18 protein-coding genes and 1 pseudogene are annotated in these 20,462 nt (G+C 68.9%); 9 read left to right on the top strand and 10 right to left on the bottom strand.

Annotation, left to right across the window (positions count from 1 at the left end; all coding sequences use genetic code 11):
• Window positions 1–20 precede the first annotated feature (20 nt).
• Window positions 21–1,130 (bottom strand): carbohydrate kinase family protein, encoded by a 1,110-nt coding sequence (locus tag V9G19_RS05995; RefSeq protein ID WP_462284573.1) that lies wholly within the window; start codon window positions 1,128–1,130, stop codon window positions 21–23.
• 18 nt (window positions 1,131–1,148) lie between these two features.
• Between V9G19_RS05995 and V9G19_RS05990 the strand changes: the two are divergent.
• Window positions 1,149–2,396, top strand: a pseudogene (locus V9G19_RS05990) (family 4 glycosyl hydrolase); the annotation flags it as partial.
• Here V9G19_RS05990 and V9G19_RS05985 read toward each other — a convergent pair.
• Complete coding sequence (locus V9G19_RS05985) at window positions 2,389–3,126, bottom strand: DNA-3-methyladenine glycosylase I (protein ID WP_462285033.1); 738 nt, start codon at window positions 3,124–3,126, stop codon at window positions 2,389–2,391. The pseudogene V9G19_RS05990 and the gene V9G19_RS05985 overlap by 8 nt on opposite strands.
• Before the next feature lie 169 nt (window positions 3,127–3,295).
• Between V9G19_RS05985 and V9G19_RS05980 the strand changes: the two genes are divergently transcribed.
• From V9G19_RS05980 to V9G19_RS05970, 3 genes are all read left to right on the top strand, one after another.
• Window positions 3,296–4,990 (top strand): right-handed parallel beta-helix repeat-containing protein, encoded by a 1,695-nt coding sequence (locus tag V9G19_RS05980; RefSeq protein WP_462284572.1) that lies wholly within the window; start codon window positions 3,296–3,298, stop codon window positions 4,988–4,990.
• A gap of 180 nt (window positions 4,991–5,170) precedes the next feature.
• On the top strand, window positions 5,171–6,871 hold the full coding sequence (locus V9G19_RS05975; protein ID WP_462284571.1) for a CSLREA domain-containing protein: 1,701 nt from the start codon (window positions 5,171–5,173) through the stop codon (window positions 6,869–6,871).
• 126 nt (window positions 6,872–6,997) lie between these two features.
• A complete protein-coding gene (locus V9G19_RS05970; protein WP_462284570.1) occupies window positions 6,998–8,539 on the top strand; it encodes a catalase in 1,542 nt (513 codons plus the stop codon).
• Between the two features lie 82 nt (window positions 8,540–8,621).
• Here V9G19_RS05970 and V9G19_RS05965 read toward each other — a convergent pair whose 3' ends face one another.
• Window positions 8,622–9,143, bottom strand: coding sequence for a methylated-DNA--[protein]-cysteine S-methyltransferase (locus V9G19_RS05965; RefSeq protein WP_462284569.1), 522 nt, complete (start codon window positions 9,141–9,143; stop codon window positions 8,622–8,624).
• A gap of 65 nt (window positions 9,144–9,208) precedes the next feature.
• Entirely contained in the window at window positions 9,209–9,688 is a 480-nt protein-coding gene (locus tag V9G19_RS05960; RefSeq protein WP_462284568.1) for an acyl-CoA thioesterase, read from the bottom strand.
• A 50-nt stretch (window positions 9,689–9,738) separates the two neighbouring features.
• Between V9G19_RS05960 and V9G19_RS05955 the strand changes: the two genes are divergently transcribed.
• From V9G19_RS05955 to V9G19_RS05945, 3 genes are read left to right on the top strand one after another with little or no spacing between them, the layout of a single operon-like run.
• The gene (locus V9G19_RS05955) at window positions 9,739–11,718 is read left to right on the top strand and encodes a spermidine synthase (RefSeq protein WP_462284567.1); all 1,980 of its coding nucleotides are present in this window, start codon (window positions 9,739–9,741) and stop codon (window positions 11,716–11,718) included.
• 19 nt (window positions 11,719–11,737) lie between these two features.
• Window positions 11,738–11,992: an LLM class flavin-dependent oxidoreductase gene (locus V9G19_RS05950; RefSeq protein ID WP_462284566.1), complete on the top strand. Its 255-nt coding sequence runs from the start codon at window positions 11,738–11,740 to the stop codon at window positions 11,990–11,992.
• Window positions 11,986–12,447 (top strand): hypothetical protein, encoded by a 462-nt coding sequence (locus V9G19_RS05945; protein WP_462284565.1) that lies wholly within the window; start codon window positions 11,986–11,988, stop codon window positions 12,445–12,447. The genes V9G19_RS05950 and V9G19_RS05945 overlap by 7 nt, the downstream gene beginning before the upstream one ends.
• Window positions 12,448–12,491: 44 nt before the next feature.
• Here the strand turns inward: V9G19_RS05945 and mnhG are convergent, their stop codons facing one another.
• From mnhG to V9G19_RS05915, 6 genes are read right to left on the bottom strand one after another with little or no spacing between them, the layout of a single operon-like run.
• A complete protein-coding gene (gene mnhG / locus V9G19_RS05940; RefSeq protein WP_462284564.1) occupies window positions 12,492–12,851 on the bottom strand; it encodes a monovalent cation/H(+) antiporter subunit G in 360 nt (119 codons plus the stop codon).
• Complete coding sequence (locus tag V9G19_RS05935; RefSeq protein ID WP_462284563.1) at window positions 12,848–13,177, bottom strand: monovalent cation/H+ antiporter complex subunit F; 330 nt, start codon at window positions 13,175–13,177, stop codon at window positions 12,848–12,850. Before V9G19_RS05935 ends, mnhG begins: the two co-directional genes overlap by 4 nt.
• The gene (locus V9G19_RS05930; RefSeq protein ID WP_462284562.1) at window positions 13,174–13,731 is read right to left on the bottom strand and encodes a Na+/H+ antiporter subunit E; all 558 of its coding nucleotides are present in this window, start codon (window positions 13,729–13,731) and stop codon (window positions 13,174–13,176) included. Before V9G19_RS05930 ends, V9G19_RS05935 begins: the two co-directional genes overlap by 4 nt.
• Window positions 13,728–15,440 (bottom strand): Na+/H+ antiporter subunit D, encoded by a 1,713-nt coding sequence (locus V9G19_RS05925; RefSeq protein ID WP_462284561.1) that lies wholly within the window; start codon window positions 15,438–15,440, stop codon window positions 13,728–13,730. Before V9G19_RS05925 ends, V9G19_RS05930 begins: the two co-directional genes overlap by 4 nt.
• Window positions 15,437–15,943, bottom strand: coding sequence for a Na(+)/H(+) antiporter subunit C (locus V9G19_RS05920; protein ID WP_462284560.1), 507 nt, complete (start codon window positions 15,941–15,943; stop codon window positions 15,437–15,439). The genes V9G19_RS05925 and V9G19_RS05920 overlap by 4 nt, the downstream gene beginning before the upstream one ends.
• Window positions 15,940–18,825, bottom strand: a complete 2,886-nt coding sequence (locus V9G19_RS05915) for a Na+/H+ antiporter subunit A (RefSeq protein WP_462284559.1) — start codon at window positions 18,823–18,825, stop codon at window positions 15,940–15,942. The genes V9G19_RS05920 and V9G19_RS05915 overlap by 4 nt, the downstream gene beginning before the upstream one ends.
• A 173-nt stretch (window positions 18,826–18,998) precedes the next feature.
• Here V9G19_RS05915 and V9G19_RS05910 point away from each other — a divergent pair, with 173 nt between their 5' ends.
• Together V9G19_RS05910 and V9G19_RS05905 are read left to right on the top strand one after the other, a co-directional pair.
• The gene (locus tag V9G19_RS05910) at window positions 18,999–19,790 is read left to right on the top strand and encodes a CoA transferase subunit A (RefSeq protein ID WP_462284558.1); all 792 of its coding nucleotides are present in this window, start codon (window positions 18,999–19,001) and stop codon (window positions 19,788–19,790) included.
• 3 nt (window positions 19,791–19,793) lie between these two features.
• On the top strand, window positions 19,794–20,435 hold the full coding sequence (locus V9G19_RS05905) for a CoA transferase subunit B (RefSeq protein WP_462284557.1): 642 nt from the start codon (window positions 19,794–19,796) through the stop codon (window positions 20,433–20,435).
• Window positions 20,436–20,462: the final 27 nt, after the last annotated feature.

Raw genomic sequence — 20,462 nt, 5'->3', positions numbered from 1 at the left:
TCGTCACCCCACAATCTAAGCTAAGTCAGGCCTTCGACGTCGGCGCGGCGGGCGATCGTCGCCGTCGCGCGGCGGCAGGCGTGATCGGACAGGCTCGGCACGATCTCGGTCAAGAAGCGATAGCGACGCAACAGCGAGGCGTGATAACTCCCGCTGGCCCCGCAAGACTGCAGCGCGTGCCACCAGTCGGCGACATCCCCCCAGCCGGGCGCGGCGAGCGAGCCGCCGAACTGCTGTAACGCCAACGCCGAGGACAGCGCGGCGAAGGCCAGCCGGTCCGCCAGCGGCCATCCGGCCAAGCTCCCCAGGACCACGGCCGCGCCGAAGACGTCACCGGCTCCGGTCGGGTCCAAGGCGTTGACTCGCAGCGCCGGCACCGATGCCTCTTCGCCGGTTGTCGCGTCGATCCCGACGGCGCCGTGGGGGCCGTTGGTGACGATGGCCAGCGGAACCCGGTCGGCCAGTGCATAGAGCGCCTCCTGGACGGTGTCGGTCCGGGTATAGGCCATCGCTTCGGCAGCATTCGGGGTGAACGCGTGGCAGCCCTCCAGCCGGTCCAGGACCCCGCACGGCCAGGTCTCGCTCGCATCCCAGCCGACATCGGCAAACACGAGCGCCCCGTCCTGGCGGGCGAGGCTGACCCACGAGTCGCCCGTGGCGTCCTCGGCGGCCAGGTCGATCATCACGACGTGGGAGCGCGGGGGCCGGCCGATCAACTCCGCGGCGCTGACGGGGCAGGCGTGGCCGTGGGTGACCATGCTGCGATCCCGCTCGACCGACAACGAGACCGTCACCGGCGAATGCCACTCGGGGAAGCGCCGCGATCGGGAGAGGTCGACGCCTTCCCCCTCCGCCATCGTGCGCCAGCAGAAATCACCGTAGTCGTCCTCGCTGAACGCCGCCGCGAGCGCTGTCCTCAGCCCGAGCCGCCGGGCCGCGACCGCGAGATTGGCGATCCCCCCGGGGCAGGAGGCCATCCCGTCGGCCCACTCCTCGGTTCCTGGTGCAGGGGTGCGCTGCAGCCCGGTGAAGATGATGTCGAGGAACACCGTCCCGTGCACGAACAGGTCGAACTCGGGGCCCTCGGGCGTGCGCAGTTGCGCCAGCGGGTCAAATCGCAAGTCCGGCATCAGTCCTCCTGATCGCCCATGCTGTCATCCGCGCATCCCAGCCGCGTGGTCGACACCCCTAGGCTGCCGCGTGTGAAGTTGGTGATCGTCGGTGGCGGCGGGTTCCGGGTGCCCCTGGTGTTTCGGGCGTTGCTCGACTCGCCGGGGGTCGTGGACGAGGTGGCGCTCGTCGATGTCAACCCGGCTCGGCTGACGAGCACCGTCCGCGTCCTTGACGGGATGCGTTCCGACGCGCTCGCCGCGCCGGCGCTGAGCGCAACAACCGACACGGGCGCCGCGCTGACGGGCGCCGGGGTCGTCTTCGTCGCGATGCGGGTCGGCGGCCTGGCCGGTCGGGTCGCCGACGAGCGGATCGCGCTCGACCTGGGCCTGTTGGGGCAAGAGACCACCGGTCCGGGCGGGATCGCCTTTGGCCTGCGCACGGTGGGGCCAGCCACCCAGCTCGCCCACCTGATCGCCCAGATCGCCCCCACCGCCTGGGTTATCAATTTCACCAACCCGGCGGGAATGATCACCGAAGCGATGCAGCGCGTCCTCGGCTCCCGGGTCATCGGGATCTGCGACTCCCCGATCGCCCTGGGCCGACGGGCAGCACGGGCTCTCGGGCACTCCCTGGCCGAGGTCGATCTGGGGTATGCCGGGCTGAACCACTTGGGCTGGCTGCGCTCGCTGAGCGTCGATGGAGTCGACTTGCTCCCCCGCCTGCTGGCCGACGACGCCGCCCTCGCCCCGATCGAGGAGACCCACCTCTTTGGGGCCGAGTGGTTGCGTCAGCTCGGCGCAATCCCCAACGAGTACCTCTACTTCTACTACTACTCTCGCGAAGCCATCACTGCTGCACGCGCGGCCACGCTGACTCGCGGCGAATTCCTTGCGGCCCAACAGCATCGCTATTATGTCGAGTCGCCGAGCGAGCCGACGCTGGCCCTGGCCCACTGGGAGTCGGCCCTCGCCGAGCGCAACGCGACCTACCTGAGCACCGAGCGCGGGGACGGTGTCGCCCGCGACCAAGACGACATCGTCAGCGGCGGCTACGAGGGCGTTGCCTTAGCGCTCATGCGTGCCCTCACCCACGGCGTGCCTGCCCGGCTCATCCTCAATGTCGCCAACCGCGGTGCCCTCGCGGGCCTGGACGACCAGGCGGTGGTCGAGATCCCCTGCCGCGCCGATGCAGCCGGCGTCCATCCGATGCCGACCCCCACGCTCGACGGCCCCGCGCTCGGGCTGGTCCAGCAGGTCAAGGCGGTCGACCGGTTGGTCATCGACGCTGCGCTGACCGGCGACCCTGGCCGGGCCGTGGCAGCTTTTGCCCTGCATCCCCTCGTGGACTCGGTGTCCAGCGCGCGGGCCCTGCTCGCCGGCTACCGCTTCGCGATCCCGCTCGTCGACGCAGTCTTCTCGGGCCAGACCCCGAAGCTCCCCGCCGGTGACTGCCGACCAGGTGGGTGTCCACGATCCCGATGGCCTCCATCAGCGCAAACATCGTTGTCGGCCCGACGGAGGAAAATCCCTTGCTGCGCAACGCCTTCGACAAGGCGATTGATTCCGGAGACTGAGTGGGCACCTCCGCCTGCGTCTGCGGCTGCGGGGTCCGCGCCGGTTGGAATGACCAGACAAACTCCGCGAGACCACCCTCGGCGCGCAACTGCACGGTCGCTGCGGCATTGCCGATCGTCGCCTCGATCTTGCGCCGGTTGCGCACAATGCCCGCATCTCCCATCAGCCGCTCGACGTCCGCGCTGCCGTATGCCGCCACCCGGTCGGGGTCGAAGCCCGCGAACGCGTCCCGGAACGCCGGGCGTTTGCGCAGGATCGTCGCCCACGACAGCCCCGACTGGAAGGCCTCGAGCGACAGCCGCTCGAACATCCCGCGCTCGTCGCGCACCGGCATACCCCACTCGGTGTCGTAGTAGGCCTGGAGCAGGGCGTCATGGGCGGCCCACGCCGGCCGTGCCAGGCCATCGAGGCCGAGAATCAAACTCACCCCTGCGACCATAGCGCTCCCGTCCGTCAGGACCCTCCGACCTCGACCTGGAGGTCGGGGACGATCACCACAACGGCGTGGTACCGTCCCAGGGGCGTGGCCGCAGTCACGCCTCAATAGCCGTGGGTCCCCACGTCAGGGGACTGGGGACGACACCGAACACGAGCGGAGCCTCTCAACTATGCTCAATCGACGATTTTTCAGCGGCGGCGCACGCCGCCTGGCCGCCATCGGCACCATTCCGGCTGCCGTGGCTGCCCTCGCCATCGCCGCGAATGCCCCGGCCAGCGCCGCACCGGCCGTCACATTCACCGTCAACAGCACCGGAGACGCGGCCGACTCGGGCAAGAACGGCCAGTGCCGCACCTCCGGCAACGTCTGCACCCTGCGGGCCGCGCTGATGGAGGCGAACTGGACCGGCCAGCCGGTCACGATCAACTTCAACATCTCCGGCAGCGGCGTCAAGACGATCAACGTCGGCAAGCGGCTGCCTGCGGTCGCCAACGCCAGCGGCATCACGATCAACGGCTACTCCCAGCCGGGCTCGCGCGCGAACAGCTCGTCGACCGCCAGCAACGCCCGGATCCTCATCGAGCTCAAGGGCAAGGGCCCCAAGACCTTCGACGGGCTCACGGTGACCAAGGACAACAACGTGATCCGGGGGCTGGCGGTCTACAACTTCGCCGCCCAGATCCGCCTGACCGGCAATGACGCCGACAACAACAAGGTCGTCGGCAACTTCGTTTGCACCAACGCCGCAGGCACGTTCTCCGGTTCGGGCTCCGGCCAGATGGGCGTCTTCTTGCACAACGGGCCGAGCAACAACCAAATCGGCACCGACGCGGTGGGCGACCGCAATGTCGTCTCCGGCTGTGGCAACCGTGGGGTCAACCTGTCGTTCTTGCCCACGGTCAACAACACGATCCGGAACAACCTCGTCGGGCTGGCCCCCAGTGGCACGCGGGCGCTCGCCAACAAGTCCAACGGCATCGACATCAACTACACCTCGAACAACCTGATCACCGGAAACGTCATGTCCGGCAACGGCGGGTCGGGTGCCGAGGACTCCCACGGCATGGGCAACCATGACAACAAGTTTGAGAACAACCTGATCGGCGCCACCCCGAGCGGAGGGTCGGCGTCCTACGCCGGCAACGGCCAGTGGGGCATCCGGTTCGAGGGTCCCTACCACTGCGGTCGCACCGGCCAGGCCAACCCGTCCGGATGCACCGACGCCGGAGTCGCCGAGGGGCTCCCCCACAACAACGTCGCACGCGGCAACGTCATCGTGTCCAACCGGCACGGCGGCATCTTCGTCGACAAGGGCCACAACCGGGTCCAGATCCTCGACAACTACATCGGCGTGACCCGCAGCGGCGCCAACGCGGGCAACAACACCGGCGGCATCATCGTCCAGCGTGGCCCCTACGGCCTGAAGATCACGAACAACCGGATCGCCAACACCGGCTTCGCGGTGCAAATCTCTTCGCTCGGGGGATCGCCCACTGGCAAGGAGCAGCGCACCTATGACAACCTCATCTCGCGCAACAGCATGTGGAACGTCACGACGGGCATCCAATTCAACTTCAACAACCCGGCTCTGGTCCAGGACGGAATCAAGCCACCGTCGCTGACGGCCGCCGGAGGTCGCAAGATCACGGGCAAGGCATGCGGCGGCTGCACCGTCGAGCTGTTCGTTGCTTCCGGCAGCAGCGTCAAAGCGGGCAAGACCCTGGTCTCCACGGTGACCGCGAGCAGCTCAGGGAGCTTCAGCACGACCGCACTATCTGCTCCCGCCGGGTCGCGCATCACGGGGGTGGCCATCAGTAGCACCAAGGACACCTCGCAGTTCCAGGCCCCGGTGACGCTGCGCTGACCAGCTGATCCGATCCACCAGCACGGGAGGGGGCCGCCGATCGGGCGGCCCCCTTCGGTTCCTCGTGGACTCGATTCCTCGTGGGCGCCGGTTGTTCCCCACAGAATCGCGTGCAATACTTCGCGGCGGGCCGGAGTGTGCCGTCCGGGGGGACCCGTTTCACCAGCTATGGAGTTTCGTATGTTCAAAACCGTCCGCGCGGGCCTGCTCGCGACCGCCACTGCCGCGGTGTCGGTTGGCGTCGGCCCTGCCCTGGCGCCTGCGGCAACCGCCGCTCCCGTCGCCACCTTCGTCGTCAACTCCACCGCGGATGCGCCCGACAGCGCGAACGACGGCCTGTGCAAGACGTCGACCAATGTGTGCACCCTGCGCGCCGCGCTCACCGAGGCCGGCCGCGCGAGCGGTCACGCCGAGATCGACTTCAACATCCCGGGAGGCGGCGTCAAGACGATCGCCCCGGCGACCAAGCTTCCCGGACTGACCAACCCGGCCGGGACCACGATCGACGGATACACCCAGCCCGGGGCCAGCCCCAACACGGCCGCCAAGATCAGCAATGCCTCGATCATGATCGAGATCAAGGGCAAAGGCCCCAACGGTTTCGACGGGCTCTCGATCACCACCCCCAACAACACCATCCGCGGGCTGTCGATCTACCTGTTCGCCAAGCACCTAGCCCTGTCCGGGAACGCCGCGGACAACAACGACATCGTCGGCAACTACATCTGCACCAATGCGGCCGGCACCTATAAGTACCCGAGCACGCACACCAAGAGCCTCGGCATGGTCTTGGACCGGGGCCCGAGCGGCAACCACATCGGCACGCCGGCGCTGGCCGATCGCAACGTCTTCTCCGGATGCGGTCACCGGGCGGTGACGTTGTCCTTCGCCCCGACCTCGGGCAACTACATCCAGAACAACATCATGGGCCTCAACCCCGCGGGCACAGCGGCCCTGAGCAATGGCTCCCAGGGCGTCGACATCAACTACACCAGCGGCAACTTCGTCGGCGGCCTCGGCGCCAACGAGGGCAACGTCCTGTCGGCCAACCGCGGCGCGGGCGTCGAGGTCTCCCACGGCAGCAACACTCACGACAATGTCGTCAACGGCAACCTCATCGGCACCGACCCGTTCGGCAACGTCACCGGCTACTCCGGCAATGTCAAGTTCGGAATCCGCTTCGAGGGCCCGAAGTTCTGCGGCGACCCGGCCCGGCCCAACCCCGGGGGCTGCACCAATGCCGCCGTCGCCGAAGGCCTGCCACACGACAACTCCGCCACGGGCAACGTCGTGGTCTCCAACGGCCGCGGCGGCATCCTGATCGACAAGGGCCACAACCACGTCACGATCCAGGACAACTGGGTGGGCGTGACCCCCTCGGGTGCGGCGGGTCGCAATGGTACGGCGGGAATCGACGTCCAGCGCGGCCCATATGGCCTGCTGATCAAGCAGAACCACGTCGCCAACAACCCGGTCGGCATCCGGATCACGTCCAAGGGCTACAACCCGTCCGGTCCCGAGCAGGAGACCCACGAGAACACTATTTCGCGCAACAGCACCTGGGCTGGCACCGGCATCCAGTTCACCTGGGGCACCAGCGCCGCGCTCGTCCAGGACAACATCCAGCCGCCGACGATCACCGCCCAGGCCGGCGGCATGGTCTCCGGCACGGCCTGCAGCAACTGCACGATCGAGGTGTTCGTGGCGGCCACCAAGACCGGCAAGATGGGCAAGACCTACCTGAGCACGGTCACCGCCAATGCGGCCGGGAACTGGTCGGCTAACACCGGCCAGCCGGGCGGCACGCCGATCACCGCCACCGCCACCGACGCGGCCGGCAACACCTCCGTGTTCGCCGTTCCGGTGCTCGCCAAGCCCTGAGCACCCCCGGTCGACCGAACCCCACGCTGCCCCCGCATCGGCGGGGGCAGCGTTGTCCTTTCTTGACTGATTCCACTTCAGGTGATTGATTGGAACCGACCGCACCCGCCCGATCGGAGCACCCACATGACCGTCGAAGGACCTCGCCAGGACCCCGGCAACACCGCGCCACTGACCACCGTCGCTGGCGCCCCCGTCTGGGAGAATCAGAACAGCCTGACCGCCGGCGCCCGCGGCCCCATGCTGTTGCAGGACGTCTGGTTCCTGGAGAAGCTGGCGCACTTCGACCGCGAGGTCATCCCGGAGCGGCGGATGCACGCCAAGGGCTCCGGAGCGCACGGCACGTTCACGGTGACGCACGACATCACCCAGTACACGAGCGCGAGCATCTTCGCCGAGGTCGGCAAGCAGACCGAGATGTTCGGCCGCTTCTCCACCGTCGCCGGGGAGCGCGGCGCCGCTGACACCGAGCGCGACATCCGCGGTTTCGCGTTGAAGTTCTACACCGACCAGGGCAACTGGGATGTCGTCGGCAACAACACCCCGGTCTTCTTCTTCCGCGACGCGCTGAAGTTCCCCGACCTCAACCACGCCGTCAAGCGTGACCCCAAGACCAATCTGCGCAATCCGGAGAACAACTGGGACTTCTGGACCAATCTGCCGGAGGCGCTCCACCAGGTCACGATCGTCATGTCCGACCGAGGCATCCCTGCGGGCTACCGGCACATGAATGGCTTCGGCAGCCACACCTTCTCCTTCTATACGCGCGAGGGCGTGCGGCATTGGGTCAAATTCCACTTCCGCAGCCAACAGGGCCTAAAGGCGTTCACCGACGCCGAGGCAGGCGAGATCATTGCCGGCGACCGCGAACACTCCCAGCGCGACCTGTTCGAGGCGATCGAGGCGGGCGACTTCCCGCGCTGGACCATGTTCGTGCAGGTGATGCCGGAGCAGGACGCCATGACGGTGCCCTACCACCCGTTCGACCTGACCAAGGTCTGGCCCAAGGCCGACTATCCCCTCATCGAGGTCGGCGAGTTTGTGCTGAACCGCAACCCGGAGAACTATCACGCCGAGGTCGAGCAGGCGGCCTTCTCCCCCGCCAATGTCGTCCCCGGGATCGGCTTCTCTCCTGACCGGATGCTGCAGGGCCGGCTCTTCTCGTATGGCGACGCCCAGCGCTATCGCCTCGGGGTCAACCACCATCAGATCCCGGTCAACAGCCCGCACGGCTGCCCGATGACCAACTCCTACCACCGCGACGGCGCGATGCGGTTGGCCTCCGAGCCCACGCCCGGCATCGAACCCAACAGCTACGGACGCTGGCAGGAGCAACCGGACTTCCGCGAGCCGGGCCTGGCAATCGACCCGTTCGCCGACCGGTTCAACTTCCGCGAAGACGACGACGACTATTTCGGCCAGCCGGGCGCCCTGTTCCGGACCTACACCGACGCCGAGAAGCAGCGCCTCTTCGAGAACACCGCCCGGGCGATCACCAGGGCCTCCCGGGAGACGATCGAGCGGCACATCCACAACTGCACACAGGCCGACGCGGCATACGGCCAGGGCGTGCGAGCCGCGATCGAGGCCATGGATGCCGGCAAGGACCCGATGGCCACCGACGACGACCTGGTCAAGGACCCCTCCTTCGACGGCGACCTGCTCTAAGCAACCCCGCGAAGTCTTCCGCTCCCATGCAACGCGTGGGACCCCGCCCCACTACTGCGCGGCCGAGACAGCGCCTGTCCGGTCAGAACAGGCGCCCGTCGTCGCCTGGCGGAGGACGCTCGAGGTCGAGCAGGAAGCGCTTGCGATCCAGGCCACCGGCGTAGCCGGTCAGTGTCCCATCGGCGCCGACGACCCGGTGGCAGGGGATCACGATGCTGATCGGGTTGGCGCCGTTTGCGGCGCCTACCGCCCGCGCCGCGCCCGGCCGTCCCAGCGCGGCGGCGAGGTCGCCATAGGAGCGGGTCTTGCCGTAGGGAATGTCCTGCAGCAGCGCCCAGACGTCCTGCTGGAAGGCATCTCCACGTGGAGCCAGCGGGAGGTCGAATGCCCTGCGCCGGCCCGCGAAGTACTCCGCGAGCTGACCGGCGGTGTCCTGCAGCACCGGCTCTGCGGGCAGCGCCAGCCCGGCCGGCGGCAGCGGATGGCGCCGCCGGTGACCGGCGAAATAGATCCCGATGACCGCTTCGTCCTCGGCCACCACCGTCAGCGGCCCCACTGGCGAGTCGAGGACGACGTGCACCGGCCCGCTCACGAGCCGAGCCACGAGGCCAGCGTGGCGGCCCGCCGGGGCCCCGTCCGGCGCGGGCGCCGCCGAGGAATCACGCACGATCACCGCGGCTCCGCCTCGCTGCTCACCGGGCCCGCGAGGAGCTCGTATGCCGCCCGCGCCGTCGGCGGGATCGCCGCCGGCCGGCGGGTGATCCGATCGACGTAGACGTGCACCCAGCGTCCGGCCGCGGCGACGGGATCGTCGGGACCCGCGCAGGCGGCATACAGGGCAAGGGCGAAGGTCACCGACGAGGTGCCGAGCCGCTCGACCCCGATGCCGACGACGAGATCCGCGGGATAGGCGAGTTCGCCCAGATAGCGGCAGGAGGACTCGGCGACGACCGGGATGACCGTATCGGCCATCGGGTCGGCGCCCCCGTCCCGAGCCATCCACGCGTTGATCGCGGTGTCCCACAAGGAGTAATAGACCGCGTTGTTGAGATGGCCGAACATGTCGTTGTCCACCCACCGGGTTTGCACCGGCCAGAGCAGCGGGAAGGCTCGCACCCTGGGGATCTCGCGCAGAGGGGCACTCGGCATACCGGCCAGCCTAAAGCCCGGCGAACCGAGCGCGTGGCAGAGTCGCACGAGTGACTTCTGGCTTTCCCGGCCCCCGGGCGCGTCTGGTCCTGGCCAGCGCGTTGATGCTGTTTGTCGAGTTGGCGCTGATCCGCTGGACCTCCTCGAACAACCTCTACCTCGTCCACCTGACCAACTTCGTGCTGCTGGCCAGCTTCCTCGGCATCGGGGTGGGCTTCCTGCGTGGCACCCGCGGTCCGGACCTGCTCCCGTGGGCTCCCCTGCTGCTGGCGCTGCTCGTCGGTTTCGTGCTCGCGTTTCCGGTGCGCACCGGCCTGACCAACGACCGCGGCTGGGCCCTGGTCGGCGGCTTCGGGATGGGGCCGCTGCCGCGGTGGCTGTCGCTGTCGGTGATCTTTGCGCTCACCGCGGCGAGCCTGATGGCGATCGCGCAGGAGACCGCACGGACCTTCGCCCGGTTCGCGGCGCTGGATGCCTATCGCTTCGACATCCTCGGCAGCCTCACTGGCATCCTCACCCTGACCGGCCTGTCCTTCCTGCGCCTGCCGCCGCTGGCGTGGGGGTCGCTCGCCGCGCTCACCCTGGCGCTCCTGCTGGGCCGCCGGCTGCGGATACTTCACGTTGCCGCCCTCGCTGTCGTCGTCGGGCTGCTGGGGGTGGAGTCGTTCGCCGGGTCCTACCAGTGGTCGCCCTACTACAAGATCCAGGTCCGCGACGCTCCCGGCGGCAACGTGCGGATCGACGTCAACAACACCCCGCTGCAGACCTCGGCGAGCGTGGCCGACATCCGCAAGGACTCCCCGTTCTATCTCTACCCCTACACCTATGCCGGCCCGCACGACGATGTCCTGGTGATCGGCGCGGGCACCGGCAATGACGTCGCGGTCGCGCTCGCCCAAGGCGCCAAGCGGGTCGATGCGGTCGAGATCGATCCGGCGCTGGTCGAGATCGGCCGCGCCCGCCACCCCGAGCGTCCGTATGCCGATCCCCGGGTCCACGTCCACGTCGACGACGGCCGGGCCTTCATGCAGCGCACGAAACGCCACTATGACTTGATCCTCTTTGCCCTGCCCGATTCCGCGACGATCGTCACCGGCCAGTCGGCGCTGCGGCTGGAGAACTACCTGTTCACCACCCAGGCACTCACCCGCGCCCGCGAGTTGCTCACCGCCGACGGGACGTTCGCGATGTACAACTACTACGAGCCGTGGCTGCTCGACCGCTACGCCAACACCATTGCCACGGTCTATGCCGCCGCGCCCTGCGTGCAACTCGGGCCGACCCACGGCAACCGCACTCAAGCGGTGCTCACGCTGCGCACGGACGCTTCCACTGGCGGCTGCACGACCACCTGGAAGGGCAGCCCCACTGCGCTGGAGCCGTCGGTCGACGACCGTCCCTTTCCGTATCTCGGCACCCGCACGATCCCGGCCTTCTATCTGAAGATGCTCGCGCTCATCCTGATCGCTTCGATCGCCGCGGTGCGCATCGCCGGCGGACCGCTACGCGGCATCCGGGCGTATGCCGACCTGTTCTTCATGGGCGGCGCGTTCTTGCTGTTGGAGACCAAGAACGTCGTCCAGTTCGCGTTGCTGTTCGGCACGACCTGGGTGGTCAACGCCGCCGTCTTTGCCGGCGTGTTGCTCTCGGTGCTGCTCGCGATCGAGGTCGCCCGCCGGGTCTCGATCCGGCGCCCGCTGCTGCTGTATGCCGCGCTGCTCGCCGCCCTCGGGCTCGCCTGGGCGGTGCCCAGCGATTGGCTGCTCGACCTGCCGCTGGGAGTGCGGTTCGCCGCGGGCGTAGCGATCGCCTTCGCGCCGATCTTCCTGGCCAACCTCGTCTTTGCCGTGCGCTTCCGGCAGGTGGGTGACACGACCGTGGCCTTCGGCGCCAACCTGCTGGGCGCGATGGTCGGCGGCGCGCTCGAATACCTCTCGCTGATCCTCGGCTTCAACTCCCTACTCGTGATCGTGGCGCTGCTGTACGGCTTGGCGTTCCTGACCGGGCGAAAACACCTCGCGGCCGCCTGAGCGAGCCTAGGCTGACAGCGTGGATTTCGCGATGTGGACCAGCCCGTCCCGGCCGTGGCAGGAGACGCTGGAGCGGGCGCGCTGGGCCGAGCGGGCCGGCTTCGCGGCGATCTGGTTCGCCGACCACCTGATGCCCAACACCGCCGACGATTCACCCGATTCGGGGCCGATGCAGGAATGCTGGAGCGTCCTGAGCGCTCTCGGCGCGCTCGTCCCCCGCGTTCGCCTGGTCTCGATGGTCTCCCCGAGACCTGGCATCACCCGGTGGTGCTGATCAAGCGCGCCATCCAGGCCGACCACGTCAGCGGCGGCCGGGTCGGGCTGGGGCTGGGCGCGGGGGACCTCCGGGCGGCGGATGCTGCGCCTGACCGCCCGCTGGGCAGACGGGTGGGGCACCTGGGCGGGGATCGAGACGGCCGGCGCCCGACTGGCGGACTTCCGGCGAGCCTGCGCGGACACCGGCCGCGACCCGGACAGGATGACGACCTCGGTCCAGGCGGTCTCGTGCATACCGATGATGCGGCCGAGCGCCGGCACTGGCTCGAGCAGGACATTCCCCGGGGCGTGCTCGTCGGTGGCACCGAAGAACTGCAAGATGCGCTCGGACGCTACCGCGACCTCGGTTTCGACACGTTCGGCATCAACGACGGGGTCGGTTTTGGCGACAGCGCGGCCGAACGCCGAGACCGGCTCGAGCGTCTGGCCGCCGAGGTCCTCTTCCGGCCCTGAGGTGAGCGGCGGGTCGGTTCACGAAGTCGGGCCACGGAGCCGGATCACGGAGCGCCCCGTGGCTCGTCATCGCCATAGGTCGGCGATAGCTCGTCGGTGACCAGGTTGTCGGTCTGCACCTGACCGGCGCGGAAGGAGGCCCGCCCCACCATGTGTGAGGCAATCGGCGTCGTGACGGCTTGGAAGAGCGCGATGACCGCCAGCAGCACGATCGGCAATGGCTCCCGGATCCGCACGGCCAGCCCGAGCAGGGCCAGCCCGAGACCGACGACCTGCGGTTTGGCGGCGGCGTGCATTCGGGTCAGCAGGTCCGGGAAGCGCCACATGCCGATCGCCGAGATCAGCGACAAGCCAGCGGCGGCCAGGAAGCACGCGTTCGCCAGCAGGTCCAGGATCCGGGTCAATGCAACTCGCCTCGCATACCGTCATCCGCGTCCTCACCCTCGTCGTCGCCCGCAGCCTGGCGAGCCACCTGGGTCGGGTCGATGAACCGGGCGATGGCGACCGAGCCGATGAATCCCAACAGGGTCAGCACGACCAGGATCACCAAGGTGTCGGTGCTGCGCCGCACCGCGCCTTGTAGGGCAACGGCAATGACCGTGACGGCGACGAGCACGTCGAAGGCGATCGCGCGGTCCAGCACCGTAGGGCCGATGGTGGCACGCGCGAGCAGGATCAGCGCCGCCACGGCGAGCAGGCCGACGCAGACGATGACGACGACGCTACTCACGGGGCCCTACCCCGGTCGGCCACCGGGATGCCGAAGGCCCTGATCAGGCGAGCCTCGGTGTCCAGGGTCCGGGCCCGCTCCCGTTCGACGCCAGCGGCATCGCAGACCCCGAGGGCGTGAATGTAGAGGGTGTGGCTCGAGCGACGCGCCTCGATGACGACCGATCCCGGGATGAGCGAGGTGACGACCGCGACCGCGGTGAGGATGAAGTCGGACTCCGAGCGCAGATCCACCTCGAGAACGGCATTGCGCGGTTGCGCCCCGAAGCGCAGCACGTGCCGGGAGACCTGCAGGCTGGACAACAACACCTGGACAATGAAGTAGCCGACGAACCCGAGCAGCGCCCCAGGCCGCACCCGGCCGTCCAACCGCACCGGGGGCATGGGGAACACCAGCTGCAGGGCGACGGCCAAGAGCGCGCCGCAAATTAGGGTGAAGGCGGACAGGTCCTGCCATAGGGCGGCCCAGACGAGGGTCATCCAGGCGGCGAGGACGAGGTTGACCCGACGCGGCCGGAACCGGCTCGCTGCCCGGGCGGCCTGCGAGCCGCTCACCGCGTCGCTCCGGGGAGCACGGACTCGACATATACGGCCGGGTCGCTCAGATCCGCCGCCGCCCGGCCGGTTAACCCAAACATGGGGCCGGCGACAACGGAGATGGCGACACTCACCGCGACGAGTGCGGCGGCCGCACCGAGCATGGTCCGGGGCAATCGGGTGTCGGCGCCGCGCAGCTCGCGCTCGTGCAGGGTCTCGTGGTCCTCCTCGTCGAAGGCGTCCTCTCCCGCCTCCTCCGCACGCCCACGCCGGGCCGCCGCCATCGCCTCGGCCTCGCGCAACGCGTCCGGTTGCCACCGTTGGCCCGAGATGTTCGCCGGTCCGCGGCGTTCCTGCGGCGTTGTCTCCTGTTCGTGCTCGATCAGCGCCATCGCCATCTCGTGCGCCTGGGCCGGCGTGCGCCAGAAGGCGAGCGCCCAGGCCCGGCCCATCGTATACAAGGTGAGCAGGCTGGTCACGACCCCGGCACCAACGAGCGCGTAGGCGAGTGGAGTGCCGGCCGCGACGCCCGCGCTGAGCAGCCCGATCTTGCCGAGGAAGCCGGACAAGGGCGGGATGCCCGCGAGGTTCATCGCGGGGACGAAATAGAGCACAGCGATGACCGGACTGATTCTGGCCAGCCCGCCCAGCCGCACGAGCGAGGTGCTGCCCGCGCGTCGCTCGAGCAGGCCGAGGACCAAGAACAGCGCGGTCTGGATCGTGATGTGGTGGGCGACATAGAAGACCGCGCCGGAAATCCCGCCGACGGTGGCGAGCCCGATGCCCATGATCATGTAGCCGATGTGGCTGACCAGCGTGAAGGACAGCATTCGCTTCAGGTCCGACTGGGCGACGGCGCCGAGGATGCCGACGAGCATGGTGACCAGGGCCGCCCACAACAGCAGCTCGGTCAGCGGTCGCTGCGGGAAGAGCAGGGTCTGGGTCCGCAGGATCGCATAGACGCCGACCTTGGTGAGCAGTCCGGCGAAGACGGCGGTCACCGGCGCGGGCGCCGTCGGATAGCTGTCGGGCAGCCAGAATCCGAGCGGGAAGACGGCGGCCTTGATCGCGAAGGTCGTCAGCAGCAGCAGTTGCAGCAGCAAGGCCAGCGGCTCGGACAGGACCCCAAGGGCGTAGGAGAGGCGGGCCAGGTTCACCGTCCCGGTCGCGGCATACACGGCGGCGATCGAGGTGAGGAAAAGCATCGAGCTGAGCAAGTTGACGACGACATAGATCGTCCCCGCGCGGATGCGGCTCTCGGTGCCGCCGAGGGTGAGCAGCACATAGGAGGCGAACAGCAGCATCTCGAAGCTGACGAACAGATTGAACAGGTCACCGGCAAGGAAGGCGTTCGAGACCCCGGCGACCAGCACGAGGAAGGTCGGGTGATAGATCGAGACCGGGGTCTCGTGGGCGTCGCCGGTCAGGCCCTGGCCGATGGAATAGACCAGGACGGCCAGGGCGACGGTCGTGCTGACGAGCAGCATGAGCGTCGAGAGGCGGTCGGCGACCAGCGCGATCCCCAGCGGGGGGTCCCATCCCCCGACCCACACTCCGAGCGGCCCCGACCGGTCGACCTGCCACAGCAGGTATGCCGCCAGCCCGACGACCGCGGTCAGCACCGCCACGCTCACCGCGCGCTGTGCCCGCGGGCGGCGGACCAGGACGAGGGTCAGGCCGGCGCCGAGCAGCGGCAACAGCACCGGGATGGGGACAAGGGCGTTCACCGGTTCTCGCCGCCGTCCTCGTCCGCGAGTGTTGCCTCGATGGCGGGCAGTTCGTCGGCGTCCTCGCCCTCCTCGGCATAGACCTCATCGACATCGTCGGCGGAGTGCCCGACCGTCAGATCGAAGCTGTCCGAGGCGGCGTCGGTGGCGGCCAGGCGGCGGATCGCCGCGTCCTCGGCGTCGTCCTGGACGTCGTCATGGCCGCTCAACTGCCAGCTGCGATAGGCCATGGCCAGCAGGAAGGCGGTGGTGCCGAGCGTGATGACGATCGCGGTCAAAACGAAGGCCTGCGGCAGGGGGTCGCTGATCGTCCCGGTGCCGTAGCGGTTGACGAGCGGCGGGTCGCCGGCGCGTCCACTGGCGACGAGGAAGCCGATGTTGACGCCATTGCCGAGCAGGATCAGCCCGACGAGCACGCGGGTCAGTGACCGCTCGAGCATGAGATAGACGCCGGTGCCGGAAAGCACCGCCGCGGTGAGGATCAGGGTGAGGTTGGCGCTCACGAGGCGCCCTCCTGCTCGGCACGTTGCTCACGGCGGATGTGCCGGTCGATGCCGCCACCCAGGCTGCGCAGCAGGTCGAGCATCAGGCCGAAGACGACGAGGTAGACGCCGATGTCGAAGAACAGCGAGCTGACCAGTTTGACTTGCCCCAACAGCGGCAGGTCGCCCGCCAGCGTGAAGGACTGCAGGACGTGCCCGTCGAAGGCGAGCGGTGCCAAGGCGGCCACGGCCGAGACGAACAGGCCGAGCCCGAGGACGATACCGGCGTCGACCGGGGCCGCCTCGTCGAGTTCGTAGCGACCCCCGGCGAGATAGCGCACGACCAGCGCGGTCCCGGCGACCAGCCCGCCGGCGAAGCCGCCGCCGGGATGGTTGTGACCGGCAAACAACAGATAGACGCTGACGACCAGGATCGTATGGAAGAGCAGCCGGGTGACGACCTCGAAGACGATCGAGCGCTTCTCCGGCGCCAACGTGCGCGGGGCGGGCAGCCAGGCGCGGCGGCCCGGACGGGTGGGCAGCTTGTCTACGCCCTCGGGGTAGGGGATCTCGTGAACGCGCCGGATCGGCACGATGCGGGTGTCGATGAACAGCAACGAGGCGACGCCGGTGGCGGCCACGAGCAGGACCGAGATCTCGCCGAAGGTGTCCCACGCGCGCACGTCGACGAGGGTGACGTTGACGATGTTGTAGCCCGACCCGAAGTCGACGGCGGCGGCTACGAGGTCCGTGGTCGGCGGCAACACCGTCCGCGACCCCGCGGACACCAGGAGGAAACCGGCCACGGCGACGGCGAAGGCAGCGGCAATCAGCATCCGCCAGTAGCGCGCCCGCAACAGCGGTCGCTCGGTGAAGTGCGGTGGCAGGCGGCGCAGCACCAGGACGGACACCACAAGGCTGACCGTCTCGACGAGCAACTGGGTCAACGCCAGATCGGGGGCCCCGTGGACGAGAAACAGCAGCGCGGTGCCATAGCCGGTGACGCCGGCGAGGATGACCGCACGCAGCCGCCGCCGCGAGCGCACGGTGACCACCGCGGCCGCGGCAATGAGCAGCCCCAGGAGGACCTGCAGCGGCGTGTCGAACCAGGTCGTCCGGATGGCCCCCGACGCCTGGGTCAGCGCATAGCCCGGAACGAGCACGACGACCACCAGGGCGACGCCGAGATAGACGGTTAGGGAACCGCGCTGGGTGAACCCGGTGACCTCGATGGCCAGGCGCTCGGTGGCGCGGATCACGCTCTGGTAGGCACGCTCGGCGTTGGGCCCAATGGAGATGGCTCCCTGGAAGCGGGCGAACCCGTGCCGGGTGGCAAACAGGACCAGTCCGGCCAGCACGGCGACCCCAGAGAGCAGCAGCGGCAGCCCGAGCCCGTGCCACAGCGCGAGCGGCTCGTCGTGGGCGCCGGGTGGGAACTGGCGAATATAGGGGCCGACGAGGCGGGTCAACGCCGCCCCGAGAAACCCGAGGACGAGGCCGGCGCCGGCCAGCACTGCCGGAACCAGCCAGAACCCCACCGGAACCGGCGTCGCCGTGGCTTGCACCTGCGGGCGGTCGGCGAAGGCACCCCATAAGAACCGAGCGGAGTAGGCGACGGTCAGTGCCGACCCGAGGACAAGGGCGGCCAGCAGCAACCACCCGCGGCCGCCCTGCAAATCGGTCCCGTCGCCCTCGGCAGCCACCGTGGCCAGGGCCGCCCACACGCTTTCCTTCCCGACAAAGCCGAGCAGGACCGGTATGCCGGCCATCGAGCCCGCCGCCAGCCCCGCCGCGACCGCCACGACCGGCATCCGATGTCGCAGGCCGGTCAGCTTGCGCAGGTCGCGGGTCCCGGCGTGGTGGTCGATGATCCCGACGATGAGGAAGAGGGCCGCCTTGAACAGGGCGTGCGCCAGCATCATTGCCAGGCCCGCCAGGGCGGCTGCCCGGGTCCCGATCCCCAGCACCGCGAGCAGGAACCCGAGCTGGGAGACGGTCCCGTAGGCGAGCAGCAGCTTCAGGTCGTACTGCCGCAGGCTGCGCCAGCCGCCGAGAATCATCGTCGCCGCGCCCAAGGTGCCCAAAACCAGGTGCCAGCCGGGAACGGGCGCCAGCGCGGGAGCCAGCAGGGCAACGAGGAAGACACCCGCCTTGACCATTGCCGCGGCGTGCAGGTAGGCGCTGACCGGGGTGGGGGCCGCCATGGCTCCGGGCAGCCAGAAATGGAAGGGAAAAAGCGCCGACTTCGAGATCGCACCGAGCAACAGCAGGATGACCGCGACCGAGACGGTGGCGGTGGGCGCAGGCGGGTTCGCCAGCAGCGCGCTGACCGAGTAGCTGCCGCTGCGCGCGCCGAGGAGGAGAATCCCGACGAGCATCGCCAGCCCGCCGAAGGTCGTGACGATCAGCGCCTGGGTGGCGGCCACGCGCGCTGCCCGCTTCGTCGGATCGTGCCCGATCAGCAGGAAGGACAAGATCGTGGTCAGTTCCCAGAAGACATAGAGGATCAGCAGATTGTCCGCCCAGACCAGCCCGAGCATGGCCCCGGCAAAGGCGGTGAGGCTGCCGGCGAGTAGGCCGAGGCCGGGTTCGTCGTCGGTGAAGTACCAGGCGCAGTAGCCAAGCACGAGCGCGCCAACGCCCCCGACGATCAAGGTCATCAGCCGCGGCAACGGTGCCAGCCTCAGGGTGAGGTCGAGATGGAGTTGCGGCACCCAGGTGAGTTGCTCGACGACCGTTCCCGACCTCGCGGCGCCGAACCGCAGCCCTGCCCAGATCGCCGCGGACCCCGGCACGATGGCCAACCCGACGAATGCCCAGCGCCCCCACCACCGGACGAGGGCGGGCGCGAGTGCGCCGGCCACTGCGTGGGCGAGAAGCAGAACGAGCAGGACGATCTCCAAGTCGGCTCGGGTCGCGGGACGACCGTGGTGGCCAAGGCCGCGGGTGGTCTAGGTCTACGTTTGTCGGCCTGGGGTTAGGTTCACCAACCCTATGGGCAGCGACCGACAGGGCGGGCATCGGCGGGCGCAGGGCCGGTCCGTCACGGTAGAGGCGAGCCACTAGGCTCCGACATATGGACAAAGTCGTCTCATCGCCTGCTGCCGCCATCGAGGGAATCGCCGACGGGATGACGCTGACCGTCGGCGGGTTCGGGCTGTGCGGCATACCGAGCGTCCTCATCCGGGCGATCCACGACGCCGGGATCAGCGAGCTGGAAGTCGTCTCCAACAACTGCGGCGTGGACGACTGGGGCCTGGGAATCCTTCTGGCCGACAAGCGGATCCGCCGGATGGTCTCCTCCTATGTCGGCGAGAACAAGGAGTTCGCCCGGCAATATCTGCACGGTGAACTGGAGGTCGAGCTCACTCCGCAGGGGACGCTCGCCGAGCGGATGCGGGCGGGCGGCTGCGGCATACCGGCATTTTGGACGGCGACCGGTGGCGGCACCCAGATCGCCGAGGGCGGCCTGCCATGGCGCTATGACAGCGAGGGCGCTGTGGTCGTCGCGTCGCCGCCCAAGGAGACGCGGCTGTTCGACATGGGGCACGGCGAGCGCGAATACGTCCTCGAGCACGCGATCGTCGGTGATTTTGGTCTCGTCCGCGCCTGGAAGGGCGACCGCCACGGAAACCTCGTCTTTAGGCAATCGGCGCGCAACTTCAACCCGTTGTGCGCGATGGCCGGCAGGGTGACGATCGCGGAGGTCGAGCACCTGTGCGAGCCCGGTCAACTGGATCCCGACGAGGTCCACCTGCCCGGCATCTATGTGCAGCGCGTGCTGGCGCTGACCCCCGAGCAGGCCGTCGAGAAGCGCATCGAGCGCCGCACCGTCCGCCCGCGCCCGACCACCACCGAAATGAGCTGACCCATGGCCCTCACCCGCGAGCAGATGGCCGCCCGCGCCGCCGACGAACTGTCCGACGGCGCCTATGTCAACCTCGGCATCGGGCTGCCCACCCTGGTGCCCAACTACGTCCACGACGACGTCGAGATCGTGCTGCAGTCGGAGAACGGCATCCTCGGCGTCGGCGCCTATCCGATCGACGGCGAGGAGGACCCCGACCTCATCAACGCCGGCAAGGAGACCGTGACGCTGCGCAAGGGCGCCAGCTTCTTCGACAGCGCCACCAGCTTCGGGATGATCCGCGGCGGCAAGGTCGATGCCGCGATCCTCGGCGCCATGCAGGTCTCGGAGAAGGGTGACATCGCCAACTGGATGATTCCCGGCAAGATGGTCAAGGGGATGGGCGGCGCGATGGACCTGGTCCACGGCGCCAAGCACGTCATCGTCTTGATGGAGCACGTGGCCAAGGACGGCACGCACAAGATCGTCACCGAGTGCGACCTGCCGCTCACCGGCAAACGGGTCGTCCAGCGGATCATCACCGACCTGTGCGTCATGGACGTCACCGACGACGGACTCGTCCTGCGCGAACTCGCCGAGGGGGTCACGGTCGAGGAGGTCAGGGAGAAGACCGGGCCGGACTTCGTCGTTGCCCTTGACGGCTGAGCGGCGGCCACTGGCGCCGCCGGAGTG

Source organism: Nostocoides sp. (assembly GCF_037045025.1).
GTDB lineage: Bacteria > Actinomycetota > Actinomycetes > Actinomycetales > Dermatophilaceae > Nostocoides_A.
This window is presented reverse-complemented; position numbering and strand designations above follow the sequence as displayed.